The organism is Streptomyces sp. CBMA156, assembly GCF_014596515.1.
Taxonomy (GTDB): domain Bacteria; phylum Actinomycetota; class Actinomycetes; order Streptomycetales; family Streptomycetaceae; genus Kitasatospora.
This window is the reverse complement of sequence record NZ_MSJQ01000135.1, coordinates 1-18392: the sequence shown is the minus strand read 5'-3', so window position 1 is coordinate 18392 and position 18392 is coordinate 1. Positions and strand designations below refer to the sequence as shown.

The window sequence follows — 18392 nt, the reverse complement described above, 5'->3', positions numbered from 1 at the left end:
CACCCGGCCGGAGAACAGGCAGCCGCCGAGGAAGGTGCCCTCCAGCGCGTTGTAGCCGTGCAGGCCGCCGCCGCCGAACCCGGCCGCCTCCCCCACCGCGTAGAGCCCCGGCACCGGCGTGCCGTCGGCGCCGAGCGCGCGGGAGGAGAGGTCGGTCTGGATGCCGCCGAGCGTCTTGCGGGTGACCACGTGCAGCCTGACGCCGATCAGCGGGCCCGCGGCCGGGTCGAGCAGCCGGTGCGGGGCGGCGGTGCGGCCGAGGCGGTCGCCCAGGTAGCGGCGGGAGTTGTGGATGCCCTGCACCTGGGCGTCCTTGCTGTAGGGGTTGGCCAGTTGCCGGTCGCGGGCCTCGATCTGGCGGCGCACCACCGCGGCGTCCAGCAGCGGGGTGTCGGTCAGCGCGTTCATCTTCGCGACCAGTTCCTCCACCGTGGCGGCGACCACGAAGTCCTCGCCGTACCGCTTGAACGCCTCGACCGGGGCGGGCGCGCCCTTGCCGAGCAGGCGCTCGCGCACGAAGGCGCGGCGGTCCCCGGCGGTGATGTCGGGGTTCTGCTCGGAGCCGGAGAGCGCGAACTCCTTCTCGATGATCTTCTGGGTGAGGACGAACCAGGAGTGGTCGTACCCGGCCAGCCCGGGGGCGGTGCGCAGGTGGCGCAGGGTCCCCAGGGTGTCGTAGCCGGGCAGGCAGGGCTCGGGCAGCCGGCGGCCGAGGGCGTCGAACCACATCGAGGAGGGGCCGGGCAGGATCCGGATGCCGTGACCGGGCCAGACGGGGTTCCAGTTGTGCAGGCCCTCGGTGTAGTGCCACATCCGGTCGCTGTTGACCAGCCGCGCCCCGGCGTCGGCGCTGATGCCGAGCATCCGCCCGTCGACGTGGGCGGGGACGCCGGTGACCATGCGCCGGGGCGGTGTGCCCAGGCGGGCGGGCCAGTGGGCACGGACCAGGTCGTGGTCGGCGCCGATGCCGCCCGCGGCCACCACGACGGCCTGGGCGGTGAGTTCGAAGTCCCCGGTCTCCTCGCGGGTGGTGGCCACGCCGCGTGCCGAGTCGTCCGCGGCCAGCACCCGGCCCCGTACGCCGGTCACCGCACCGTCGGTGACGACGAGTTCGTCGACGCGGTGGCGGTGGCGGAAGGTCAGCAGCCCGTCGGCGGCGGCCTGCCGGGCGTACCGGGCGAAGGGCTCGACCACGCCGGTGCCGGTACCCCAGGTGACGTGGAAGCGGGGGACGGAGTTGCCGTGCCCGTCGGCCCTGAGGTCGCCGCGTTCGGCCCAGCCGACGGTGGGCAGGAAGCGCAGCCCGTGCCCGGCCAGCCAGGAGCGCTTCTCCCCGGCGGCGAACTCGACGTACGCACGGGCCCAGCGCACCGCCCAGAGGTCCTGGTCGTCCCTGCGGTCGAACTGCGCGCTGCCCTGCCAGTCGTTCCAGGCGAGGTCGAGGGAGTCCTTGACGCGCATCCGGCGCTGCTCCGGTGAGTCCACCAGGAACAGGCCGCCGAAGGACCACCAGGCCTGGCCGCCGAGGTTGGCGGCGTTCTCCTGGTCGACCAGGATCACCTTGCGTCCGCGGGAGGTGAGTTCGTGGGCGGCGGCGAGTCCGGCCAGGCCGGCGCCGACGATGATGGTGTCAGTGTCCATGGATGTCCTCGGGTCGGTGCCGTCCCGGGCTCGGCGCGAGCGCGGGCGGGTGGGCGCGGGCCCGGCCGGCGGCCGTCGGGACGGGGGAGGTCAGGCTGCCGAAGGCGGCCGGCCACGGCGCTCTGCCGCCGTGCCGAAGGCCGTCCCGGCCCTCGTGATGCCGTCCCGGCGGGTGGGCCGCGGCTCCGCCGTCGTGCTTCGGGGCGGACGGGTGACCGGAACAGTACAGCGTTCGGTTTTTCGCGACAAGACCTCCCGAGGGGTCACCGGGCGGGGCCCTAGACTTCCCGGATGGCCAACCGCAGCTCGACGCCCAAGGGACGGGCCCAGCGTGACCGCGCCCTGGCGGCGGCGTTCGAGGTGTTCGCCCGCGAGGGCGAGCGCGGGACGTCCCTGCGGGCGATCGCCCGGGAGAGCGGGGTGAGCCTGACCGGGCTCATGCACCACTTCGCGTCCAAGGACGAGCTGCTCACCGAGGTGCTGCGCAGCACCGACGAGCGGGCGGCGCTGCGCTGGGACGCGCTCGCGGGGGACGCCGATCCCGGCGAGTTCATGGCCCAGGCCATGGCGGCCAACGTGGCCGACCCGGCGCGGGCCCGGCTGTACGTCCACCTCGCCGCCGCCGCGCTGGACCCCGGGCACCCCGCCCACGCGTACTTCCGTGAGCGGTTCGGGCGGTTCCGCGCGGCCGTACGCGACCACCTGGAGGCCCGGCAGGCGGACGGCGCGGTGGACGCCGGTCTCGACGCGGACTTCACGGCCGCCGCCTTCCTGGCCCTCGTCGAGGGGGCGCAGTTGCAGTGGCTGAACGACCCGTCGGTGGACGTGCCGCAGCTGGTCCGGCGCGGGTGGCGGGCGCTGCTCGGCCCGGTCAGCTGACCGGGCGGTCCCCGGGGCGGCCGGCCGGCCGGTCCAGCAGTGCGTCGGCGAGCCGGCGGATGTCGTCGGCCATGTCGATCCGCGGGTCGAGCAGCCACTGGAGCTGGAGCCCGTCCGCCGCGGCGATGAGGATGCGGGCCGCCCACGCCGCCCGCTCCTGCGCCTCGGCGCCCGCTCCTTCGGCGTCCGGCCGCTCGCTGCCCACGGCTTCGGCATCCGGCCCTTCGGCATCCGGCCCCACGGCGGGCGCCGCTCCGGCGAGTTGCGCGGCCAGCTGACGACGGTGGCGGTCGTACCGGTCGCCGAAGTAGTCGTGGGCCGGGTGCTCCGGCTCGGCGGCGGCGGCGGCCAGGTCCACGAAGAGCTTGACCAGGCCGGGCGTCGAGGCGTTGGCGGCCAGGATGCTCAGGTTCTCCTCGGCGCTGCGCTCCTCCAGCGCGCCGTAGCGCTCCGCGGCGGCCTCGTCCCTGGCGGCGAGGACCGCGGTGAGCAGCGCCTCCCGCCCGCCGAAGTGGTGCAGCACCCCGGCGTCGGTCATCCCGACGCGCTGGGCGATGTCCCGCACCGACACCTTGCGGCTGCCCGCCTCCGCGTACGCGGCGAGGGCCGCGTCGATGATCTGCCGGCGCTTCGCCGAGGTCTTGGCGTAGGGGCCCCTGGGCTTGGTCATGAGCGGATTCTACGAGCGCCCGGCGGGCCCCGGCACCAAAACATTGAGCATCAAGGTTTTCAGGGCTATGGTGACCGCACCCCCACAGCCACGGCAAAGGAGCCGTCCGTGCGCCCCGCCCCCACCCACCTCGCCCCACCCGCGGACGCGGCCGGGCCACCCGTGCCCCCGCCCCCCGTACCCCGTCTCGGCCCGCTGCTGGGCATCGCCCACCTCGGCTGGATGCTGCCGGTCACCGCGGGCTGGACCCTGCTCCAGGCGCTGTTCGAACGCATCGACCCGGACACCAAACTCGCCCACTACAGCGCCGCCGCCACGGCCGGAGCCCTCAGTTCCACCCTCGCCGTGGTCGTCTTCGGCTTCCTCTCCGACCGCACCCGTTCCCGCCACGGCCGGCGCAACCCGTGGATCCTGGCGGGCGCCGTCGCCTACGCGCTGTCCGTCTCCGCGATGTCCGCCGCCGGCGGCTTCGCCGCGCTCCTCGCACTCACCGTCTGCTTCCAGACCGGCCTCAACGCCATGCTCGCCGCGCTGTACGCGGTGCTGCCGGACCGGGTCCCCGCCGAGCGGCTCGGCTGGGCCTCCTCCTGGGCGGGCCTGGGCCAACTGCTCGGCCAGGGCCTGGGAGCGGTGGCGGGCGGCCTCCTGGTGACCCACCCGGAGCAGGGGCTGCGCTGGCTGCCCTGGCTCGCCGTCCTCGGCGCCCTGGCCTTCGTCCGGTTCGCCCCCGACCGGTCGAACCTCGACGACGCCCCTGACGTCGCCGCCGCCGGACCGAACCGCGCCGGCCTGCTGCGCTCGCTGCTCCCGCCCCGGGACGCCGACTACTTCTGGGCGCTGATCAGCCGGCTGCTGGCGATGCTTGGCATCCACCTCGTACTGGTCTACCAACTGTTCGTACTGACCGACCACTTGGGCCTGTCCACCCGGGAGGCGGGCACGGTCGTCACCATCGGCGGGCTGATCATCGCCGTGGCCGCCGGCGCGGCGGTGGCGGTGTCCGGGCCGCTGTCGGACCGGGTGCGGCGCCGGAAGCCGTTCGTCCTCGCCGCCTCTGCGCTCGCCGCCGTCGGGCTCGTCCCGCTCACCGTGGCGCCCGCGCTGTGGTCCTTCCTCCTCTTCACCGTCCTGGCCTCGCTGGGCTTCGGCTGCCTCATCGCCGTCGACCAGGCGATCGTCTCCGAGATCCTGCCGAACGCGCACAGCCGCGCCAAGGACCTCGGGTTCCTCAACCTCGCCAACACCGTGCCCCAGGTGCTGGCGCCGATCGTCGCCGGGGCGGTCGTGCCCGCGTTCGGGTACTCCGCCCTGTTCGTGCTCGCCATCGCCGTCACCCTGGGCGGCGGCCTGGCCATCCTGCCCGTACGCCGCGTCCGCTGACGGCCGCCGCCGCCATCCCCGATCTCCATCCCACCCCTCATCCCCCAGCGCGAGAACAGGACCACCATGACCTCCGACCGGGTTTCCGCACTGAGCCTCGCCGAACAGGCCTCGCTCACCTCGGGCGCGACCGCCTGGACCACCACCCCGGTACGCGACGCGGTCCGCGCGCTCACCCTCTCCGACGGGCCGCACGGTATCCGCCGCCCCGCCGGGGACGGCCCCGGCGTCTCCTTCCTCGCCGCCAGCCTGCCCGCCACCTGTTTCCCGCCCGCCGTCACCCTCGGCTCCACCTGGGACACCGGCCTCGCGCACCGGGTGGGCGCGGCCCTCGCCCGGGAGGCGTCCGCCTTCGGGGTCGACGTCATCCTCGGGCCCGGCGTCAACATCAAGCGCAGCCCGCTGTGCGGCCGCAACTTCGAGTACCTCTCCGAGGACCCGCACGTGAGCGGAAGGATGGGCGCCGCGGTCGTCACCGGCATCCAGTCCCTCGGGATCGGCGCCTGCGTCAAGCACTTCGCCGTCAACAACCAGGAGACGGACCGGATGCGCGTCAGCGCGGACGTGGACGAGCGGACGCTGCGCGAGCTGTACCTGCCCGCCTTCGAACACATCGTCCGCGAGGCCCGGCCGTACACCGTGATGTGCTCCTACAACCGCGTCAACGGTGTCCACGCGAGCCGCCACCGCGGCCTGCTGACCGGGGTGCTGCGCGAGGAGTGGGGCTTCGACGGCCTGGTGATGTCCGACTGGGGCGCCGTCAACGACCGGGTCGCCGCCCTGGCCGCCGGGCTCGACCTGGAGATGCCTCCGACCGGCACCGACCAGGAGATCGTCACCGCCGTCGAGGAGGGCCGGCTGGCGGCCTCCGCCGTCGCCACCGCGGCCGAGCGCGTGCTGCGGCTGCGCGACCGGGTGGACCGGGCCGAGCACCTCGCCGCCTGGGACGCCGACGCCCACCACGAACTGGCCCGCGAGGCCGCTCGCTCCGGCGCCGTGCTGCTCAAGAACGACGACGGGCTGCTGCCGCTCGACCCGCACTCCCGTCAACGGATCGCCGTGATCGGCGAGTTCGCCCGCACCCCCCGCTACCAGGGCCACGGCAGCTCCCGGGTCACCCCCACCAGGCTCGACACCGCCTGGGACGCGCTCCGCGCCCAGGCCGGCCCGGAGGTCACGCTGGCCTTCGCCCCCGGCTTCACCCTGGACGGCACCCCCGACGCCGCCATGGCCGCGGAGGCGGTGGCCCTCGCCGCCGAGGCCGACACCGCGCTGCTGTTCCTCGGCCTCCCCGACAGCGCCGAGACGGAGGGCCTGGACCGCACCGACCTCGACCTGCCCGCCGCGCAGCTCGCGCTGCTGCGGCACGTGGCCGCCGTCTGCCCCCGGGTCGCGGTCGTCCTGGCCAACGGCTCGGTGGTGACGGTCGCCGACTGGCAGCACGACGCGACGGCCGTCCTGGAGGCCTGGCTCGGCGGCCAGGCCGGCGGCAGCGCCCTGGCGGACCTGCTGTTCGGCGCGCACAGCCCGTCCGGCAAGCTCACCGAGTCCATCCCGCTCCGGCTCCGGGACACGCCCTCCCACCTGCACTTCCCCGGGCAGGACGGGCACAGCGTGTACGGCGAGGGCCGCTACGTCGGCTACCGCCACTACGACACCCTGGACCTCCCCGTCGCCTACCCCTTCGGGCACGGGCTGAGCTACACCACCTTCCGGTACGACGACCTGGACGTGGAGCAGACCGGGGAGAACGCCTGGACCGTCCGCGCCACCGTCACCAACACCGGCTCCCGCGCCGGCGCCGAAGTGGTCCAGCTCTACCTCGCCTTCGACGAGCCGCGGCCGACCCGGCCGCGCCACGAGCTGCGCGGCTTCGCCAAGCTCCGGCTGGAGCCGGGGCGGTCGGACCGGGCCGAGTTCCGGCTCACCGGCCGCGACCTCGCCCGGTGGTCGACGGCCCGCGGCGGCTGGCGCGTCGATCCCGGCGCCTTCACCGTCGAGGTGGGCGCCTCCTCCCGCGACATCCGGCTGCGCACCCCGCTGTGGACGCCCGGCGACGAGATCCTCGACCCGCTGACCGAGATGTCCTCCCTCGGCGAGTGGCTGGCCCACCCGACCGGTGCCGCCCTCCTCACCGAACACCTGGCCTCGCTCCCGTTCGCCACTACCCTGGCCGACAGCGACGCCCGGCTCCTGGAGGCCGCCGCCCAGGTGCCCCTGCGGAAGTTCACCGGCTTCGGCCTCGGTGTCACCCCGGACCACGTCCGCGCCCTGGTCGCCGCGGCAGCGGAACGCGAGGACCGGTAGCGGCCACCCTGCGGGCGCGCGGACCTCGCTGGGCGCCCGCAGGCCGGTCCCCCCAGGCCCCCGGGCCGGTCCCGGCAGCCGCCGGGACCGGTCCCGAGGCCATAGGTCATCTCTATGACCCCATAGATCAACGCGACCTACTTCGCAGGTCAGCCGTGCGGTTTGCTACAAAGGTTCAGACCACCTTGCGCCGCGCCCGACCGGAGGACCATCCGTCATGCCCCGCCCGATCCGTGTCGCGATCGTCGGAGCCGGCCCCGCCGGCATCTACGCCGCCGACGCCCTGCTGAAGTCCGACGCCGCCCAGGCGCCCGGCGTCTCGATCGACCTGTTCGAGCGGATGCCCGCCCCGTTCGGTCTGATCCGCTACGGCGTCGCCCCCGACCACCCGCGCATCAAGGGCATCGTCACGGCCCTGCACCAGGTGCTCGACAAGCCCCAGGTCCGGCTCTTCGGCAACGTCGACTACCCGGCCGACCTCGCCCTGGACGACCTGCACCGCTTCTACGACGCCGTGGTGTTCTCGACCGGCGCGATGGCCGACCGCGCACTGGACATACCCGGCATCCACCTCGACGGCTCCTACGGCGCCGCCGACTTCGTCTCCTGGTACGACGGCCACCCGGACGTGCCCCGCACCTGGCCGCTGGAGGCCGAGAAGGTCGCCGTGCTCGGCGTCGGAAACGTCGCCCTGGACGTCGCCCGGATCCTCGCCAAGACCGCCGACGAGCTGCTGCCCACCGAGATCCCGCCGAACGTGTACGAGGGCCTGCGCCGCAACCGGGCCGTCGAGGTGCACGTCTTCGGCCGCCGCGGCCCGGCCCAGGCCAAGTTCAGCCCGATGGAGCTGCGCGAGCTGGACCACTCCCCCACCATCGAGGTGATCGTCGCCCCCGAGGACATCGACTACGACGAGGGCTCGATCGCCGAGCGCCGCTCGGTCAAGCACGTCGACCTGGTCGCCTCCACCCTGGAGAACTGGGCGATCCGCGACGTCGGCGACCGCCCGCACCGGGTGTACCTGCACTTCTTCGAGTCCCCGGTGGAGGTCCTCGGCGAGGACGGCCGGGTGGTCGGCCTGCGCACCGAGCGCACCGAGCTGGACGGCACCGGCAACGTGCGCGGCACCGGCGGCTTCACCGACTGGGACGTGCAGTCGGTCTACCGCGCGGTCGGCTACTACTCCGACGAGCTGCCCAAGCTGCCCTTCGACCCGGCCTCCGGCACCGTCCCGCACCAGGCCGGCCGGGTCCTGGACGGCGACGGCGCGCACCGGACCGCCACCTACGTCACCGGCTGGATCAAGCGCGGCCCGGTCGGCCTGATCGGCCACACCAAGGGCGACGCCAACGAGACCATCGCCTGCCTGCTGGACGACCACGCCGCCGACCGGCTGCCCGGCGCCGTCGAGCCCGACCCGGCCGCGGTCGAGGAGCACCTGCGCGCCCAGGGCGTCCGCTTCACCACCTGGGAGGGCTGGAAGCAGCTGGACACCCACGAGCGCGCGCTCGGCGAGGCCGAGCAGCGCGAGCGGGTCAAGGTTGTCGAGCGCGAGGAGATGCTCCGCCACAGCGGGTCCTGAGCCGGCACGGCCCGGACTCCCTCCGCCGACGCGCCGAATCCCGCGGGAATTCCCTCCGGAACCGAACCCGCGGGATTTCGGCCGGCGATGACACCGGGAAATCCGGTGGCCGCCGCTGATCGTCCCACCGCACCCCCGGGGTGCCCCCGTCAGGGGCGGACGATCGGCAGCAGCAGCTCGTCCACGATCTCCGCCGGATCGAGCTGCACCGGGTCCCCGCCGCACAGCTTGATCCGGTACAGCATCAGCGCCGGCACCAGGTCGGTCACCAGCGGGGTGACCGCCCCCTGGCGGACCTCGCCGCGCGTGGTGCCGCGGTCCAGCACCTCGGCGATCAGCGCCGTCGTCGGCTCGACAACCCGCTCCAGCACGATCTCGACGAAGGCGTGCGCCCGCTGGTTGTCGAGTTCGCTCATGACGGCCCGCACCGCGGCGCCCAGCTCGCTGAACATCGCGCCGCGCAGCCTGGTGACCACCTCCAGCAGGTCCCCGCGCAGGCTGCCGGTGTCGGGGGCCGGGCCGGACGGCGGCAGGCTGGCCCGCAGCGCGTCCTTGACCAGTTCCTCCTTGGAGGACCAGCGGCGGTAGAGCGCGGCCTTGCCGGTCTGCGCGGCGGCGGCCACCCCCTCCATGGTCAGCCGGGCGTAGCCGTCGGTGGTGAGCTGCTGGAGGACCGCCTCGTAGATGGCGCTCTCCAGCGCCTCGCCGCGCCGCCGCAGCGGGGCGCCCGACGCCGGTCCGTGCCCGGCATCCGTCTCAGCGGTCATGGTTGCGCACCTTCTTCCGTCGCCCTTCCTCGATCCCGTCGTGCCACGCATTCGCCCGCGATCTCCGGGAAATCCCGGACCGGGCGCGCGGTGGTGAATGTATTTCCTATCTCACGGACATCGCCGGGGGCCACTTTCGATGTTAGTGAACGAACCCGTTCCGGTTACCGTCCGGGTTCCGCACGATCCGACCCGATCCGACCCGATCCGGTCCGACCCGATCCGGTGTTCGCATCACAACAGGACCGGGACAGGACAATCGCCCCATGCGGCTGGGGCGGCACAGGCGGTGGCATGGAGGAGCAGGTCGAAGCGGAAAGGCCTGCGGAAGCCCTCGTGGAGGACCCCATGACCGACAAAAAGGCCAGTACGGCACTGGCGGCCGCCGGTGCCGCCGCGGCCTTCGCCGCGGTGAGCGCCGGCGCTGCCATCCGGGCGTGCCGATGCCTGCTCGCGGGCGCCGAGGGAGCGCGACCGCTCCCCGAGCCCAGTGCGGGCGTCGCCCCCGCCGAGCTCAGCGCCAGGCGCTGCACACCTCCGGACCGTTGTTGACCCTCTCTCCGCCGCTCCGCTCGGAGCCCCGCCCCGCCCCCGGCCGACGCCCGTCGCGCCGGGGGCCTTTCCTGTCCGGGGGCCTTGACACCTTCGGGCCTGGTTGGCGGCGCCCCGTGGTTCGGGCGCTGCCCGCTCAGCCGCCCGCGGGCCGGCGCGGCAGCACCGCGTGCACCCGGGTGCCGTGCCCCAGGGCGTCCACCGTGCAGCTGCCGCCGATCTCCGCGGCCCGCTCCGACATCGACCTCAGCCCCACCCCCGGCTGCACCGGAAGGCCGTAGCCGGGGCCCGTCCCGTCGTCCTCGACGTCGAGTTCCAGCCGCCCGGCGTCCACCCGGACGGCCACCGTGGCGCCGCTCGCCCGCGCGTGGCGCAGCACGTTGTTGAGCGCCTCCGCAGTGATCCGGTAGACCGCGACCTCGACGGCGGCGGGCAGCGCCGGCAGCGGGTCGGGCTCCAGCCGGGTGCTGACGACGAGGTCGGGGCCGCTGAAGGTCTCGGCGAGCCGGCCGAGCGCGCGGGACAGCCCGTAGTCGCCCAGCGCGGTGGGCCCGAGCCGGTCGGTGATCCGCCGGACCTCCCGGACGGCCGAGGCGAGGTCGTCCGCGACCCGGTCCAGCACGCTGGAGTAGAGCGTCGGGTCGTCCACCGCGGCGGCTCCCTGGAGGCGCAGTCGCAGCCCGGCCAGCATCGGGCCGAGTCCGTCGTGGATGTCGCGGCGCAGCTGGCGGCGCTCCTCCTCGCGGGCCGCGACGATCTGCTCGCGGCTGGCCCGCAGGTCCTCCGTCAGCTGGAGCGAGGCGACGGCGGGCGCGGCCTGGTCGGCGAGCGAGCGCAGGATGTCGCGGTCGCTGTGGTCGAGCACCCGCTGGCCCTCGCGCGGGGCGACGGTGAGCCGTCCGATCCGGGCCCCGCGGTGGACCAGGGGGAAGTCCTCGCCGCTGCCCGAGAGCTCCCCGACGGCGGCCAGCGACCGTTCACCACCCCGGGTGGAGACGGTCAACTCCACACCAGGAAGCCGCAGTTCGTCGCCGACGGTGCGGCACAGCACGCCCGGCACCTCCTGCGGGTCGACGGTCTGGCTGACCCTCCCCGCCAGGCTGCGCAGCACCTGGTACGGCTGGGCGCGCGAGCCGTAGTACCAGCGGTCCACGACGCCGGAGGCCCAGCGCACCCCCCGGGGCAGACCGATCGCGAGCAGGAAGACGGCGGCGACCACCGTCAGCGCCCCGAGGCCGTGGCCCGGCATCAGCATGGTGGAGAGCACGCAGGCCACCACCACGAACACCACGGCCAGCCCGGCGGCCACCAGCAGGCCGACCAGCACCCGGCGGGCGGCCCGGTCGAGCCGCCAGGACCCGTCCCTGACCACGACGGCGGCCAGGGTGACCGTCCAGAGCGCCGAGGTGAGTGCGAACACGACGTACGAGACCGTGCTCTGGTCGAAGTAGTCGCCGAACTCGGCCCCGCCCCACAGCAGGTACACCCCGAGGGCGATCAGCACGTTCTGCCGGCGCCGCCCGGACACCCCGCGGATGCGGGCGAGCGGGACCAGCACCACCAGGACGGCCAGCGCGACGAACACGGCGAGCTGGGCGTCGTACAGCCGGTCGTTGAGGGCCCCCAGCCACTTCGCGAAGGCACTGCCGGCGAACGGGTTGGGCTGCCCGAACACGGTGGGTTCGGAGAAGGAGTAACTGGCCGGGGCCAGCCGCCACAGGCCCACGGCCCCGATCGCCAGCCACCACCGCCTGCTCGGCAGCGTCCCGTACGGCAGCCACAGCGGCAGCGCGTGCCACAGCGGGCCGCTGACGGCGTAGCCCGCCGACACCAGGACCACCATGGCCCCGACCACGCCCGGACTTCCCCCCTCCACCCAGAGCGGGGCCTGGGCGGCGAGCGGGACGATCAGCGCCGTCCCGTACACGAGCAGCACCCAGCCGAGCTGGTTGCCGGGCCGGTGGGCGTGCAGCAGCACCCCGCCGGCGACGGCGGCCAGGCCGTAGCCGAGCACCGGCAGGAGGCGGGCGGGCGAGGAGATCCCGGCGACGCCGAGGTGGCTCACCACGTACCCGGCCCACAGGCCGCCGGCCACCAGGCAGAGGAGGGCGCACAGCCCGGCCGCGGTCAGTTGTCGCTCCGCAGGTCCGGACCGCGGCCGCCACCAGGCTCCTCGCGCGCTCTCCGCAGCCATGTCCGCCCTCTCGTCACCGGGCCAGTCCGGATGGTTGAAGACTGCTCCACCCGATGTCCCGGACGCATGAGGCAGCGGCCCCGTGACCGGCTCAGGAGGCGTGCCGCGGCCCGACGACGGCCCGCGCCCACCGGCCGGCCCGGCCGTCAGACCGGCGGGTTGGGGTGGGTCAGGCCGCGGTCGTAGGCGAAGATCACGGCCTGGACGCGGTCCCGGGCGGCGATCTTCGACAGCACCCGGCTGACGTGCGTCTTGACGGTCGACTCCGCCAGCACCAGGCGCTGGGCGATCTCGCTGTTGGACCAGCCGTGGGCAATGGCGACCAGGATCTCCCGCTCGCGGTCGGTCAGGGCGTCCAGCCGCGGGTCCGCGGCGGGCGCGGCACCCGGCGGGCGGACCGGCAGGCGGTGGGCGTAGGCGTCGAGCAGCCGCCGGGTGACCGCGGGGGCGACCACGGCGTCGCCCTCGGAGACCGCGCGGATGCCGGCCAGCAGTTCCTCCGGGCGGACGTCCTTGAGCAGGAAGCCGCTGGCCCCGGCGCGCAGCGCGGCGTGCGCGTACTCGTCGAGGTCGAAGGTGGTCAGCACCAGGATGCGGGAGCGCCCGCCGCTGGCGACGATGTGGCGGGTGGCCTCGATGCCGTCCATGCCGGGCATCCGGATGTCCATCAGGACGACGTCGGGGCGCAGGTCGGCGGTCAGCCGGACGGCCTCGCCGCCGTGGGCCGCCTCGCCGACCACCTCGGTGTCGGGCTGGCTCTCCAGCAGCATGCGGAAGCCGTAGCGCTGCAAGGGCTGGTCGTCCACGATGAGGACGGTGGTCACGTCGGGCCGCCTGTCGGGTCGGGGGTGGAAACCGGGCCGGGGACGGAGTCCGGGCCGGGGACGGAGTCGAGGCCTGGATCCGGGTCTGGGGTGAGGTGCAGGACGGCCTCGACGGTCCATCCCGTGCCGGGGGTGGGGCCCGCCGTGACGGTGCCGCCGTACAGGGCCGCGCGTTCGCGCATCCCGGCCAGGCCGTGGCCGTACCCTTCCGTGCGCCCGTGCCAGCGGGAACCGCCGGGCGGGCCGGTGTCCTCGACGCGTACCCGCAGCCGCTCGGCGTCGGCGGTCAGGGTCACGTGTGCCCGGGCCTCGGGGCCGGCGTGCTTGAGGGTGTTGGTGAGCGCCTCCTGGACGATGCGGTAGGCCATCAGCTGGACGCCGCGGTCCAGCCGGTCCAGCGCACCGGCGGCCGTGTACACCACCTGGGGGCCGGCGGCACGGATCCGGGCGCACAGCCCGTCGACGTCGGCGATGCCGGGCTGCGGGGTGTAGTCGGCTGCCTGGCCGCCCTGGTCGTGCAGCACGCCGAGCATCCGCCGCAGCTCGCCGAGCGCCTGCCGGCTGGTGTCACCGATCAGCAGCAGCGCCTCCCGGCCGCGTTCGGGGGCGGCCTGCGCCGCGTACGCGCCGCCGTCGGCCAGGGTGACGATGACGGACAGGTTGTGGCCGATGATGTCGTGCATCTCCCGGGCCACCCGGGTGCGTTCGGTGGCGGCGGCGAGCCGGCTGCGCTGGTCGCGCTCGATCTCCAGCCGGGCGGCCCGCTCCCGCAGCCCGGCCAGCTGGGCGCGCCGGACGCGCACCGCGATGCCCAGGGCCACGGCCGCCGTCGCGGCGCTGAACAGGAAGAACAGCGCGTCGCCGACCGGCAGCCCGCCACCGGAGACGGCCACCGCGACCAGGGCGACGGCCACCGCCATGGCCGCGCAGGACCACGCCAGGTGCCGCAGCCGACCGTGCAGCGCCAGGCTGTAGAGGGCGACCAGCAGGGCGGCGTCGGCGCGCAGGCCGACGTCCAGCGACCACTGCAGGACGAACACGGCCATGATCGCGGCGAAGGCCGCCGTGGGCCGGCGGCGGCGCCACAGCAGCGGCAGCACCAGGCCCGCTTGCAGGGCAAGCGTCTGCGGCAGCGGCAGCCGGGCGAGCACGATCCGGTGCTCGCGCGGCCCGCCCTCGACGTGGGCGGGGAGGAGGTCGGGCAGGCAGAACAGCAGGAAGGCGACGACCACCACCGCGGCGTCGAGCGCCCAGGGGTGGTCACGGTCCGCCTGCCGCAGCCGCTGGTTGAACCGGGCCAGGCGGGCGAGCAGCGGGTGACCGGACAGGGTGTCGGCGACTGCCGTGTCGACGGGCGCTGGACCGGCAGGCGCTGGACCGGCGGGCGCTGAGCCTGCGGCCGCTGGGCCGGCGGCCGCGAACGGGCTCGGGGCGGTGGTGTGCTCGCTCACCGGTGGCACCTCCCTGGTCGTCCGGGCGTCGTGACGTGCGGGCGGCGCCGGTTGCTCCCGGCGCCGCGGCGGATCTCCTCGGTACCGAGTCTCTCAGGCGTCGGTGCGCACCAGCCGAACGGCCGCCGCGCCGAGGGCGAGGACCGTCCAGCCGAGGAAGACGGCCAGGCCGGCCGTCGGCGAGAGCGTGGCCGAGTCGTGGTGCAGGGCGAACATCGCCTCGCCCGCGTGGCTGGGCAGGTAGGGGCTGAGATGGCTCTGCCAGGAGCTGGGCAGCAGCGAAGTCAGCCCGGGGACCAGCATCAGCGTGGCCACCAGCACCGCGATGCCGCCGGCCACCGAGCGCAGCAGCGCGCCGAGCGCGACGCCGATCACGCCGACCAGCGCCAGGTAGAGCCCGGCACCCGCCAGGCCCCGCACCACCCCGGTGTCGGAGAGGGTCATCGCCGCTCGCGTCCCGGAGAGGACTCCGCTGTCGGCGGTGAAGACCGCGAACGCCCCGACGGTGCCGAGCACCAGCGCGATCAGCCCGTACACGGCGGCCTTGGACCAGAGCACCGGCAGTCGGCGCGGCACGGCCGCCAGGGTGGAGCGGATCATGCCGGTCGAGTACTCCCCGGCGGCGACCAGCACGCCGAGGACGCCGAGCGCCAGCTGGGCGAAGTTGGTGCCGAACAGCGAGAGGCTCAGCGTGCTCGCGTCCGCGAAGTCCCGGTCCATCGGGCGGCCCGAGGTCATCCGCGACTTGAACTGGTACGCGGCGATCAGCCCGAAGCCGACCAGAAAGAGCAGGGCCAGCCCGAGCGTGATCCAGGTGGAGCGCAGCGACCACAGCTTCGCCCACTCGGAGCGCAGCACCCGCAGCGCCGTCACCTTGTACGCGGGACGCGCCGGCCTCGGGTCGGCGGACGCGGACGTCCGGCTCGATGCGATGGTGGTCATGCCACGCTCCTCGGGCTCTCGGTGCCGACGGCGGTGGCGGCAGTTGCCGCAGTGGCGGCAGGTTCGGCGGTGGTGGCGGTGACGGTGGTGATGCCGTGGTACTCGACGGCATCGCGGGTCAGGTCCATGAACGCCTCCTCCAGGGAGACCGTCCGGGGGGTGAGCTCGAAGAGGGCGATGCCCTGCTCGGCGGCCGCCAGACCGATCTCGCGGGCGGTGCGCCCGGCGACCAGCAGTTCCTCCGAGCCCGCCTGGCCGGTGACCTCCACACCGGGGCCGGCCAGCGCGGTGCGCAGCCGGGCCGGATCGGCGCTGGCCACCTTGACCACGTCCCCGCCGGCCTGGCGGACCAGCTCCTGCACGGTGGTGTCGGCCAGCAGCCGGCCCCGTCCGACGATGATCAGGTGGTCGGCGACCAGGGCCATCTCGCTCATCAGGTGCGAGGACACGAAGACGGTGCGGCCCTCGGCGGCGAGCGAGGTGAGCAGGTTGCGGATCCACAGCACGCCCTCGGGGTCGAGGCCGTTGACCGGCTCGTCCAGCATCACCGTGGCGGGATCGCCGAGCAGCGCCGAGGCGATGCCGAGCCGCTGGCCCATGCCGAGCGAGAACGCCCCGGCACGCTTGCGGGCCACCGACGACAGTCCGGTCAGCTCGACGACCTCGTCGACCCGGCGGCGCGGGATGCCGTGGGTGTGGGCCTGGACCATCAGGTGGTTGAAGGCGGAGCGGCCCGGGTGGATCGACTTGGCCTCCAGCAACGCGCCGACCTCCTGCAGCGGCGCCGCGTGCTCGGCGTAGCGGCGGCCGTTCACCCGCACCGAACCGCCGGTGGGCGCGTCCAGCCCGACGATCATCCGCATCGTGGTGGACTTGCCCGCGCCGTTCGGCCCGAGGAAGCCCGTCACCGTCCCCGGCCGGACCGTGAAGTCCAGCCGGTCCACGGCGGTCTTCTCCCCGTACCGCTTCGTCAGCTGGTGTGCTTCGATCATCGCTCACCTCGGTGCTCCGGGGCCGGTCCGTCCCGGCCGCCCTCGCCTTACACGCTAAGTGCGGAGACGACTCCGATCCGTGGTACCGGGGGCTGATCATCGACGCGCCTGTAGTACCGCGGTACCACCCCGGCATGGCACGGCGGCAGGTCCGACGGGAGGCGGCGCCGGACCGTCCTGGTCAGCCTCCGTAGAGGAGGTGGTGTCCGAGCGGGGAGAGGCTGTGCCGGACCTGCCGCCCCCGGCGCTCGGTGGTGATGGCCCCGGCCTCGCGCAGGGCACTGGCGTGGACGGACGCGGTCGGCGGGGACACACCGAGCCGTTCGGCCAGCCGGCCCGTGGTGCAGGGCTCCTCGGCGATCGCCCGCAGGGCCCGGGCGCGAGCCGCGCCGATCAGCCCGGCCAGCCCGTCGGCGCCGCGGGCCCGGAGGTCCAGGCCCGGGTACATCAGGACCGGCGACCTGTGGTCGGCGAGGAGCGCGGTCGGCATGGTCAGGAACCGGCTCGGGCGCAGCTCCAGACCCCGCCCGCCGAGGTCGAACGCGAGGTCCCACTCCGGTCCGGCGTACCGCAGGGTTCCCGTGGCTCGCCAGTTCAGGCCCGGATGGAGCCCGTTCAGCATCGCGCCGGTCCCCTCCTCGGCGATGGTGCGCGAGCGGTGGGCGATGTCGGCTCCGAGAGCACGGCTGATATCGGGCCAGTCGGGGGCGAGGCAGGCCCGGAACAGCGTCCAGGCCGCGTCGGTGACCCGGCGCAGCCGACGGGTGCCGCCGTCGCGCAGCTCCTCGATGATGCGGGGCACCCGAGGGCCCGAGCCGTAGCACGCGAGCTCCTGCTGAACCTCGGCCTCGGGCAGCGCGAGCATGGCGTCGAGTTCGTCCGCGAGGGCCGCGAGGACAGTGGTGGGCTCGGCGGCCAGGAACATCGGCACACCGAGCGGACTCGCGTTGACCAGGTCGACCAGGGGTGCGGCCCGCTGCGGAACCCGGCCCTTCACCCGGCGCCACCAGCGCTCGCGGCCGACCGAATCGCGGACGCAGTGGTGCTGCGCGCCGGCCACCCCGCCGAGCACGTGGTCCATGGGAGAGACGGCGAACCTGACCCGCGCCAGGTCCGCCGTCCCGAAGCCGATTTCGAGCACAGCTGATGATGCCTCGGGCGGGCCCGCGGCGGGCCCGTTCCGAACTATTAGACCGGGCACCGAACAGCTGGTGACCCGGCGCCGGAACCACGAGGGTGGCGGCGCCCGGTCCACCACAGGAGAGGAAGTCCCTCCATGCGCAAGCTCAAGCACCTCGCCCTCGCGACAGCGGCCCTCGGTCTGGTCCTCGGCTCGGCCGACAGCGCCTCGGCGGTGACGATCGGCGGCGGTGGCTGCCGCATGGTCAACGGCGCCAACCAGCCGGTGTCCGTGGGGTACGGCGTCTCGCTTCTGCCGTGCGCGAACGGCGACGACCTCGGGCCGAACAGCATGTCCGCGACGGTGGGCGTGTACGGCACGCCGACCACCCAGGTGCGCGTCTGGCAGGCCGTCGCCCGGGTCAACGCCGACGGCTCGATCAGCGACTTCTACCCGAGCATCCTCGCCACCTACGCCAGCGACCTGACCTCGACCAGGTCGTACCAGTACTTCAACCACCACCTGTACTGCGCCCTCGGCGGCACACTGGTGATCGACACCTGGATCACCAACAACGACCAGCGCTACGGGTCGGTGCAGTCGCCCAGGTTCACCTGCTGAAGGCCCGCCGGTGATGCCGCCCCGCCGAGCGGTCAGCCTTTCGCCGCCAGGACGGCCCGGACCTCCGCCAGCAGGGTCCGGTGGTCCTCGCCGTACGTCGCCACCGCCGCGTGGACCGCGTCGGCGGCGGCCCGCAGCGGGTCCGGTCCGGCCGCGCCGAGCAGGGCGGGCAGCGCCATGTGCGGCTGCGAGAACCGCTGGAAGGGGTCCGGCGGGCCGCCCAGGTCGGTGAGGGTGCCGAACGCCGAGGTCCCGCCGTCCGGTGGCACGGGGAGTACCGACACCGCCTCCGCGCCGAGGGCCACCGCGTCGAAGAGCACCACACCGTGGACCACCGTCCCCGGCTCGGGCGTCGGCCGCGGGGCCCGGGGGTCCACGTGCGGCGGCCGGAAGGGCTCGCGCTCCGGTGGGACGGCCCGGCGGACCGTCCGGCCGGGGACGCGCGGGTCGGTGGCCAGGGTCTGCCAGAG

15 protein-coding genes and 1 pseudogene are annotated in these 18392 nt (G+C 74.5%); 6 read left to right on the top strand and 10 right to left on the bottom strand.

The features are described 5' to 3' along the window. Positions 1-1641, bottom strand: a 1641-nt coding sequence (locus BU198_RS11360; RefSeq protein WP_188296722.1) for an FAD-binding dehydrogenase, incomplete at its 3' end; no start/stop codon positions are given. Between the two features lie 291 nt (positions 1642-1932). On the opposite strand from BU198_RS11360, the gene BU198_RS11355 reads away from it, so the two are divergent. Then, a complete protein-coding gene (locus BU198_RS11355; protein ID WP_188296721.1) occupies positions 1933-2520 on the top strand; it encodes a TetR/AcrR family transcriptional regulator in 588 nt (195 codons plus the stop codon). Here BU198_RS11355 and BU198_RS11350 read toward each other — a convergent pair. After that, positions 2513-3190, bottom strand: coding sequence for a TetR/AcrR family transcriptional regulator (locus tag BU198_RS11350; RefSeq protein ID WP_188296720.1), 678 nt, complete (start codon positions 3188-3190; stop codon positions 2513-2515). The two genes, BU198_RS11355 and BU198_RS11350, sit on opposite strands and share 8 nt — an antisense overlap. A 108-nt stretch (positions 3191-3298) precedes the next feature. Between BU198_RS11350 and BU198_RS11345 the strand changes: the two genes are divergently transcribed. The 3 genes from BU198_RS11345 to BU198_RS11335 all read left to right on the top strand — a co-directional run bounded on the left by BU198_RS11345 (position 3299) and on the right by BU198_RS11335 (position 8459). Continuing rightward, a complete protein-coding gene (locus BU198_RS11345) occupies positions 3299-4570 on the top strand; it encodes an MFS transporter (RefSeq protein WP_188296719.1) in 1272 nt (423 codons plus the stop codon). Positions 4571-4636: 66 nt separating this feature from the next. Next, entirely contained in the window at positions 4637-6877 is a 2241-nt protein-coding gene (locus BU198_RS11340; RefSeq protein WP_188296718.1) for a glycoside hydrolase family 3 C-terminal domain-containing protein, read from the top strand. 217 nt (positions 6878-7094) lie between these two features. Further along, a complete protein-coding gene (locus BU198_RS11335; RefSeq protein WP_188296717.1) occupies positions 7095-8459 on the top strand; it encodes an FAD-dependent oxidoreductase in 1365 nt (454 codons plus the stop codon). A gap of 149 nt (positions 8460-8608) precedes the next feature. Here the strand turns inward: BU198_RS11335 and BU198_RS11330 are convergent, their stop codons facing one another. Continuing rightward, entirely contained in the window at positions 8609-9226 is a 618-nt protein-coding gene (locus BU198_RS11330; protein WP_188296716.1) for a TetR-like C-terminal domain-containing protein, read from the bottom strand. A 348-nt stretch (positions 9227-9574) separates the two neighbouring features. Here BU198_RS11330 and BU198_RS11325 point away from each other — a divergent pair, with 348 nt between their 5' ends. Beyond that, complete coding sequence (locus BU198_RS11325) at positions 9575-9778, top strand: hypothetical protein (protein ID WP_188296715.1); 204 nt, start codon at positions 9575-9577, stop codon at positions 9776-9778. Positions 9779-9914: 136 nt separating this feature from the next. Here the strand turns inward: BU198_RS11325 and BU198_RS11320 are convergent, their stop codons facing one another. From BU198_RS11320 to BU198_RS43760, 6 genes are all read right to left on the bottom strand, one after another. Continuing rightward, positions 9915-11972 carry a GAF domain-containing sensor histidine kinase gene (locus BU198_RS11320; protein ID WP_188296714.1) on the bottom strand — a complete coding sequence of 686 codons (2058 nt, stop codon included), beginning with the start codon at positions 11970-11972 and terminating at the stop codon, positions 9915-9917. A 146-nt stretch (positions 11973-12118) separates the two neighbouring features. After that, positions 12119-12796, bottom strand: a complete 678-nt coding sequence (locus BU198_RS11315; protein ID WP_188296713.1) for a response regulator — start codon at positions 12794-12796, stop codon at positions 12119-12121. After that, entirely contained in the window at positions 12793-14124 is a 1332-nt protein-coding gene (locus BU198_RS11310) for a sensor histidine kinase (protein WP_188296724.1), read from the bottom strand. Before BU198_RS11310 ends, BU198_RS11315 begins: the two co-directional genes overlap by 4 nt. A gap of 216 nt (positions 14125-14340) precedes the next feature. Continuing rightward, entirely contained in the window at positions 14341-15189 is an 849-nt protein-coding gene (locus tag BU198_RS11305) for an ABC transporter permease (protein ID WP_188296712.1), read from the bottom strand. Continuing rightward, positions 15186-16181, bottom strand: a complete 996-nt coding sequence (locus tag BU198_RS11300) for an ATP-binding cassette domain-containing protein (protein ID WP_188296711.1) — start codon at positions 16179-16181, stop codon at positions 15186-15188. The genes BU198_RS11305 and BU198_RS11300 overlap by 4 nt, the downstream gene beginning before the upstream one ends. A 181-nt stretch (positions 16182-16362) precedes the next feature. Beyond that, complete coding sequence (locus BU198_RS43760) at positions 16363-17322, bottom strand: ArsR family transcriptional regulator (protein ID WP_188296710.1); 960 nt, start codon at positions 17320-17322, stop codon at positions 16363-16365. A 135-nt stretch (positions 17323-17457) separates the two neighbouring features. On the opposite strand from BU198_RS43760, the gene BU198_RS11290 reads away from it, so the two are divergent. Continuing rightward, complete coding sequence (locus BU198_RS11290; RefSeq protein ID WP_188296709.1) at positions 17458-17922, top strand: hypothetical protein; 465 nt, start codon at positions 17458-17460, stop codon at positions 17920-17922. Positions 17923-17954: 32 nt separating this feature from the next. On the opposite strand, the pseudogene BU198_RS42015 reads toward BU198_RS11290, so the two are convergent. Further along, a pseudogene (locus BU198_RS42015) lies at positions 17955-18392 on the bottom strand (hypothetical protein); the annotation flags it as partial.

What these genes read in the sequence shown, in the direction of transcription:
- BU198_RS11340 (WP_188296718.1), top strand. Translation starts at nt 4,637, where the DNA reads ATGACCTCCGACCGGGTTTCCGCACTGAGCCTCGCCGAACAGGCCTCG.
- BU198_RS11350 (WP_188296720.1), bottom strand. Translation starts at nt 3,190, where the DNA reads ATGACCAAGCCCAGGGGCCCCTACGCCAAGACCTCGGCGAAGCGCCGG.
- BU198_RS11305 (WP_188296712.1), bottom strand. Translation starts at nt 15,189, where the DNA reads ATGACCACCATCGCATCGAGCCGGACGTCCGCGTCCGCCGACCCGAGG.
- BU198_RS11355 (WP_188296721.1), top strand. Translation starts at nt 1,933, where the DNA reads ATGGCCAACCGCAGCTCGACGCCCAAGGGACGGGCCCAGCGTGACCGC.
- BU198_RS11320 (WP_188296714.1), bottom strand. Translation starts at nt 11,972, where the DNA reads ATGGCTGCGGAGAGCGCGCGAGGAGCCTGGTGGCGGCCGCGGTCCGGA.
- BU198_RS11300 (WP_188296711.1), bottom strand. Translation starts at nt 16,181, where the DNA reads ATGATCGAAGCACACCAGCTGACGAAGCGGTACGGGGAGAAGACCGCC.
- BU198_RS11325 (WP_188296715.1), top strand. Translation starts at nt 9,575, where the DNA reads ATGACCGACAAAAAGGCCAGTACGGCACTGGCGGCCGCCGGTGCCGCC.
- BU198_RS11335 (WP_188296717.1), top strand. Translation starts at nt 7,095, where the DNA reads ATGCCCCGCCCGATCCGTGTCGCGATCGTCGGAGCCGGCCCCGCCGGC.
- BU198_RS11330 (WP_188296716.1), bottom strand. Translation starts at nt 9,226, where the DNA reads ATGACCGCTGAGACGGATGCCGGGCACGGACCGGCGTCGGGCGCCCCG.
- BU198_RS11290 (WP_188296709.1), top strand. Translation starts at nt 17,458, where the DNA reads ATGCGCAAGCTCAAGCACCTCGCCCTCGCGACAGCGGCCCTCGGTCTG.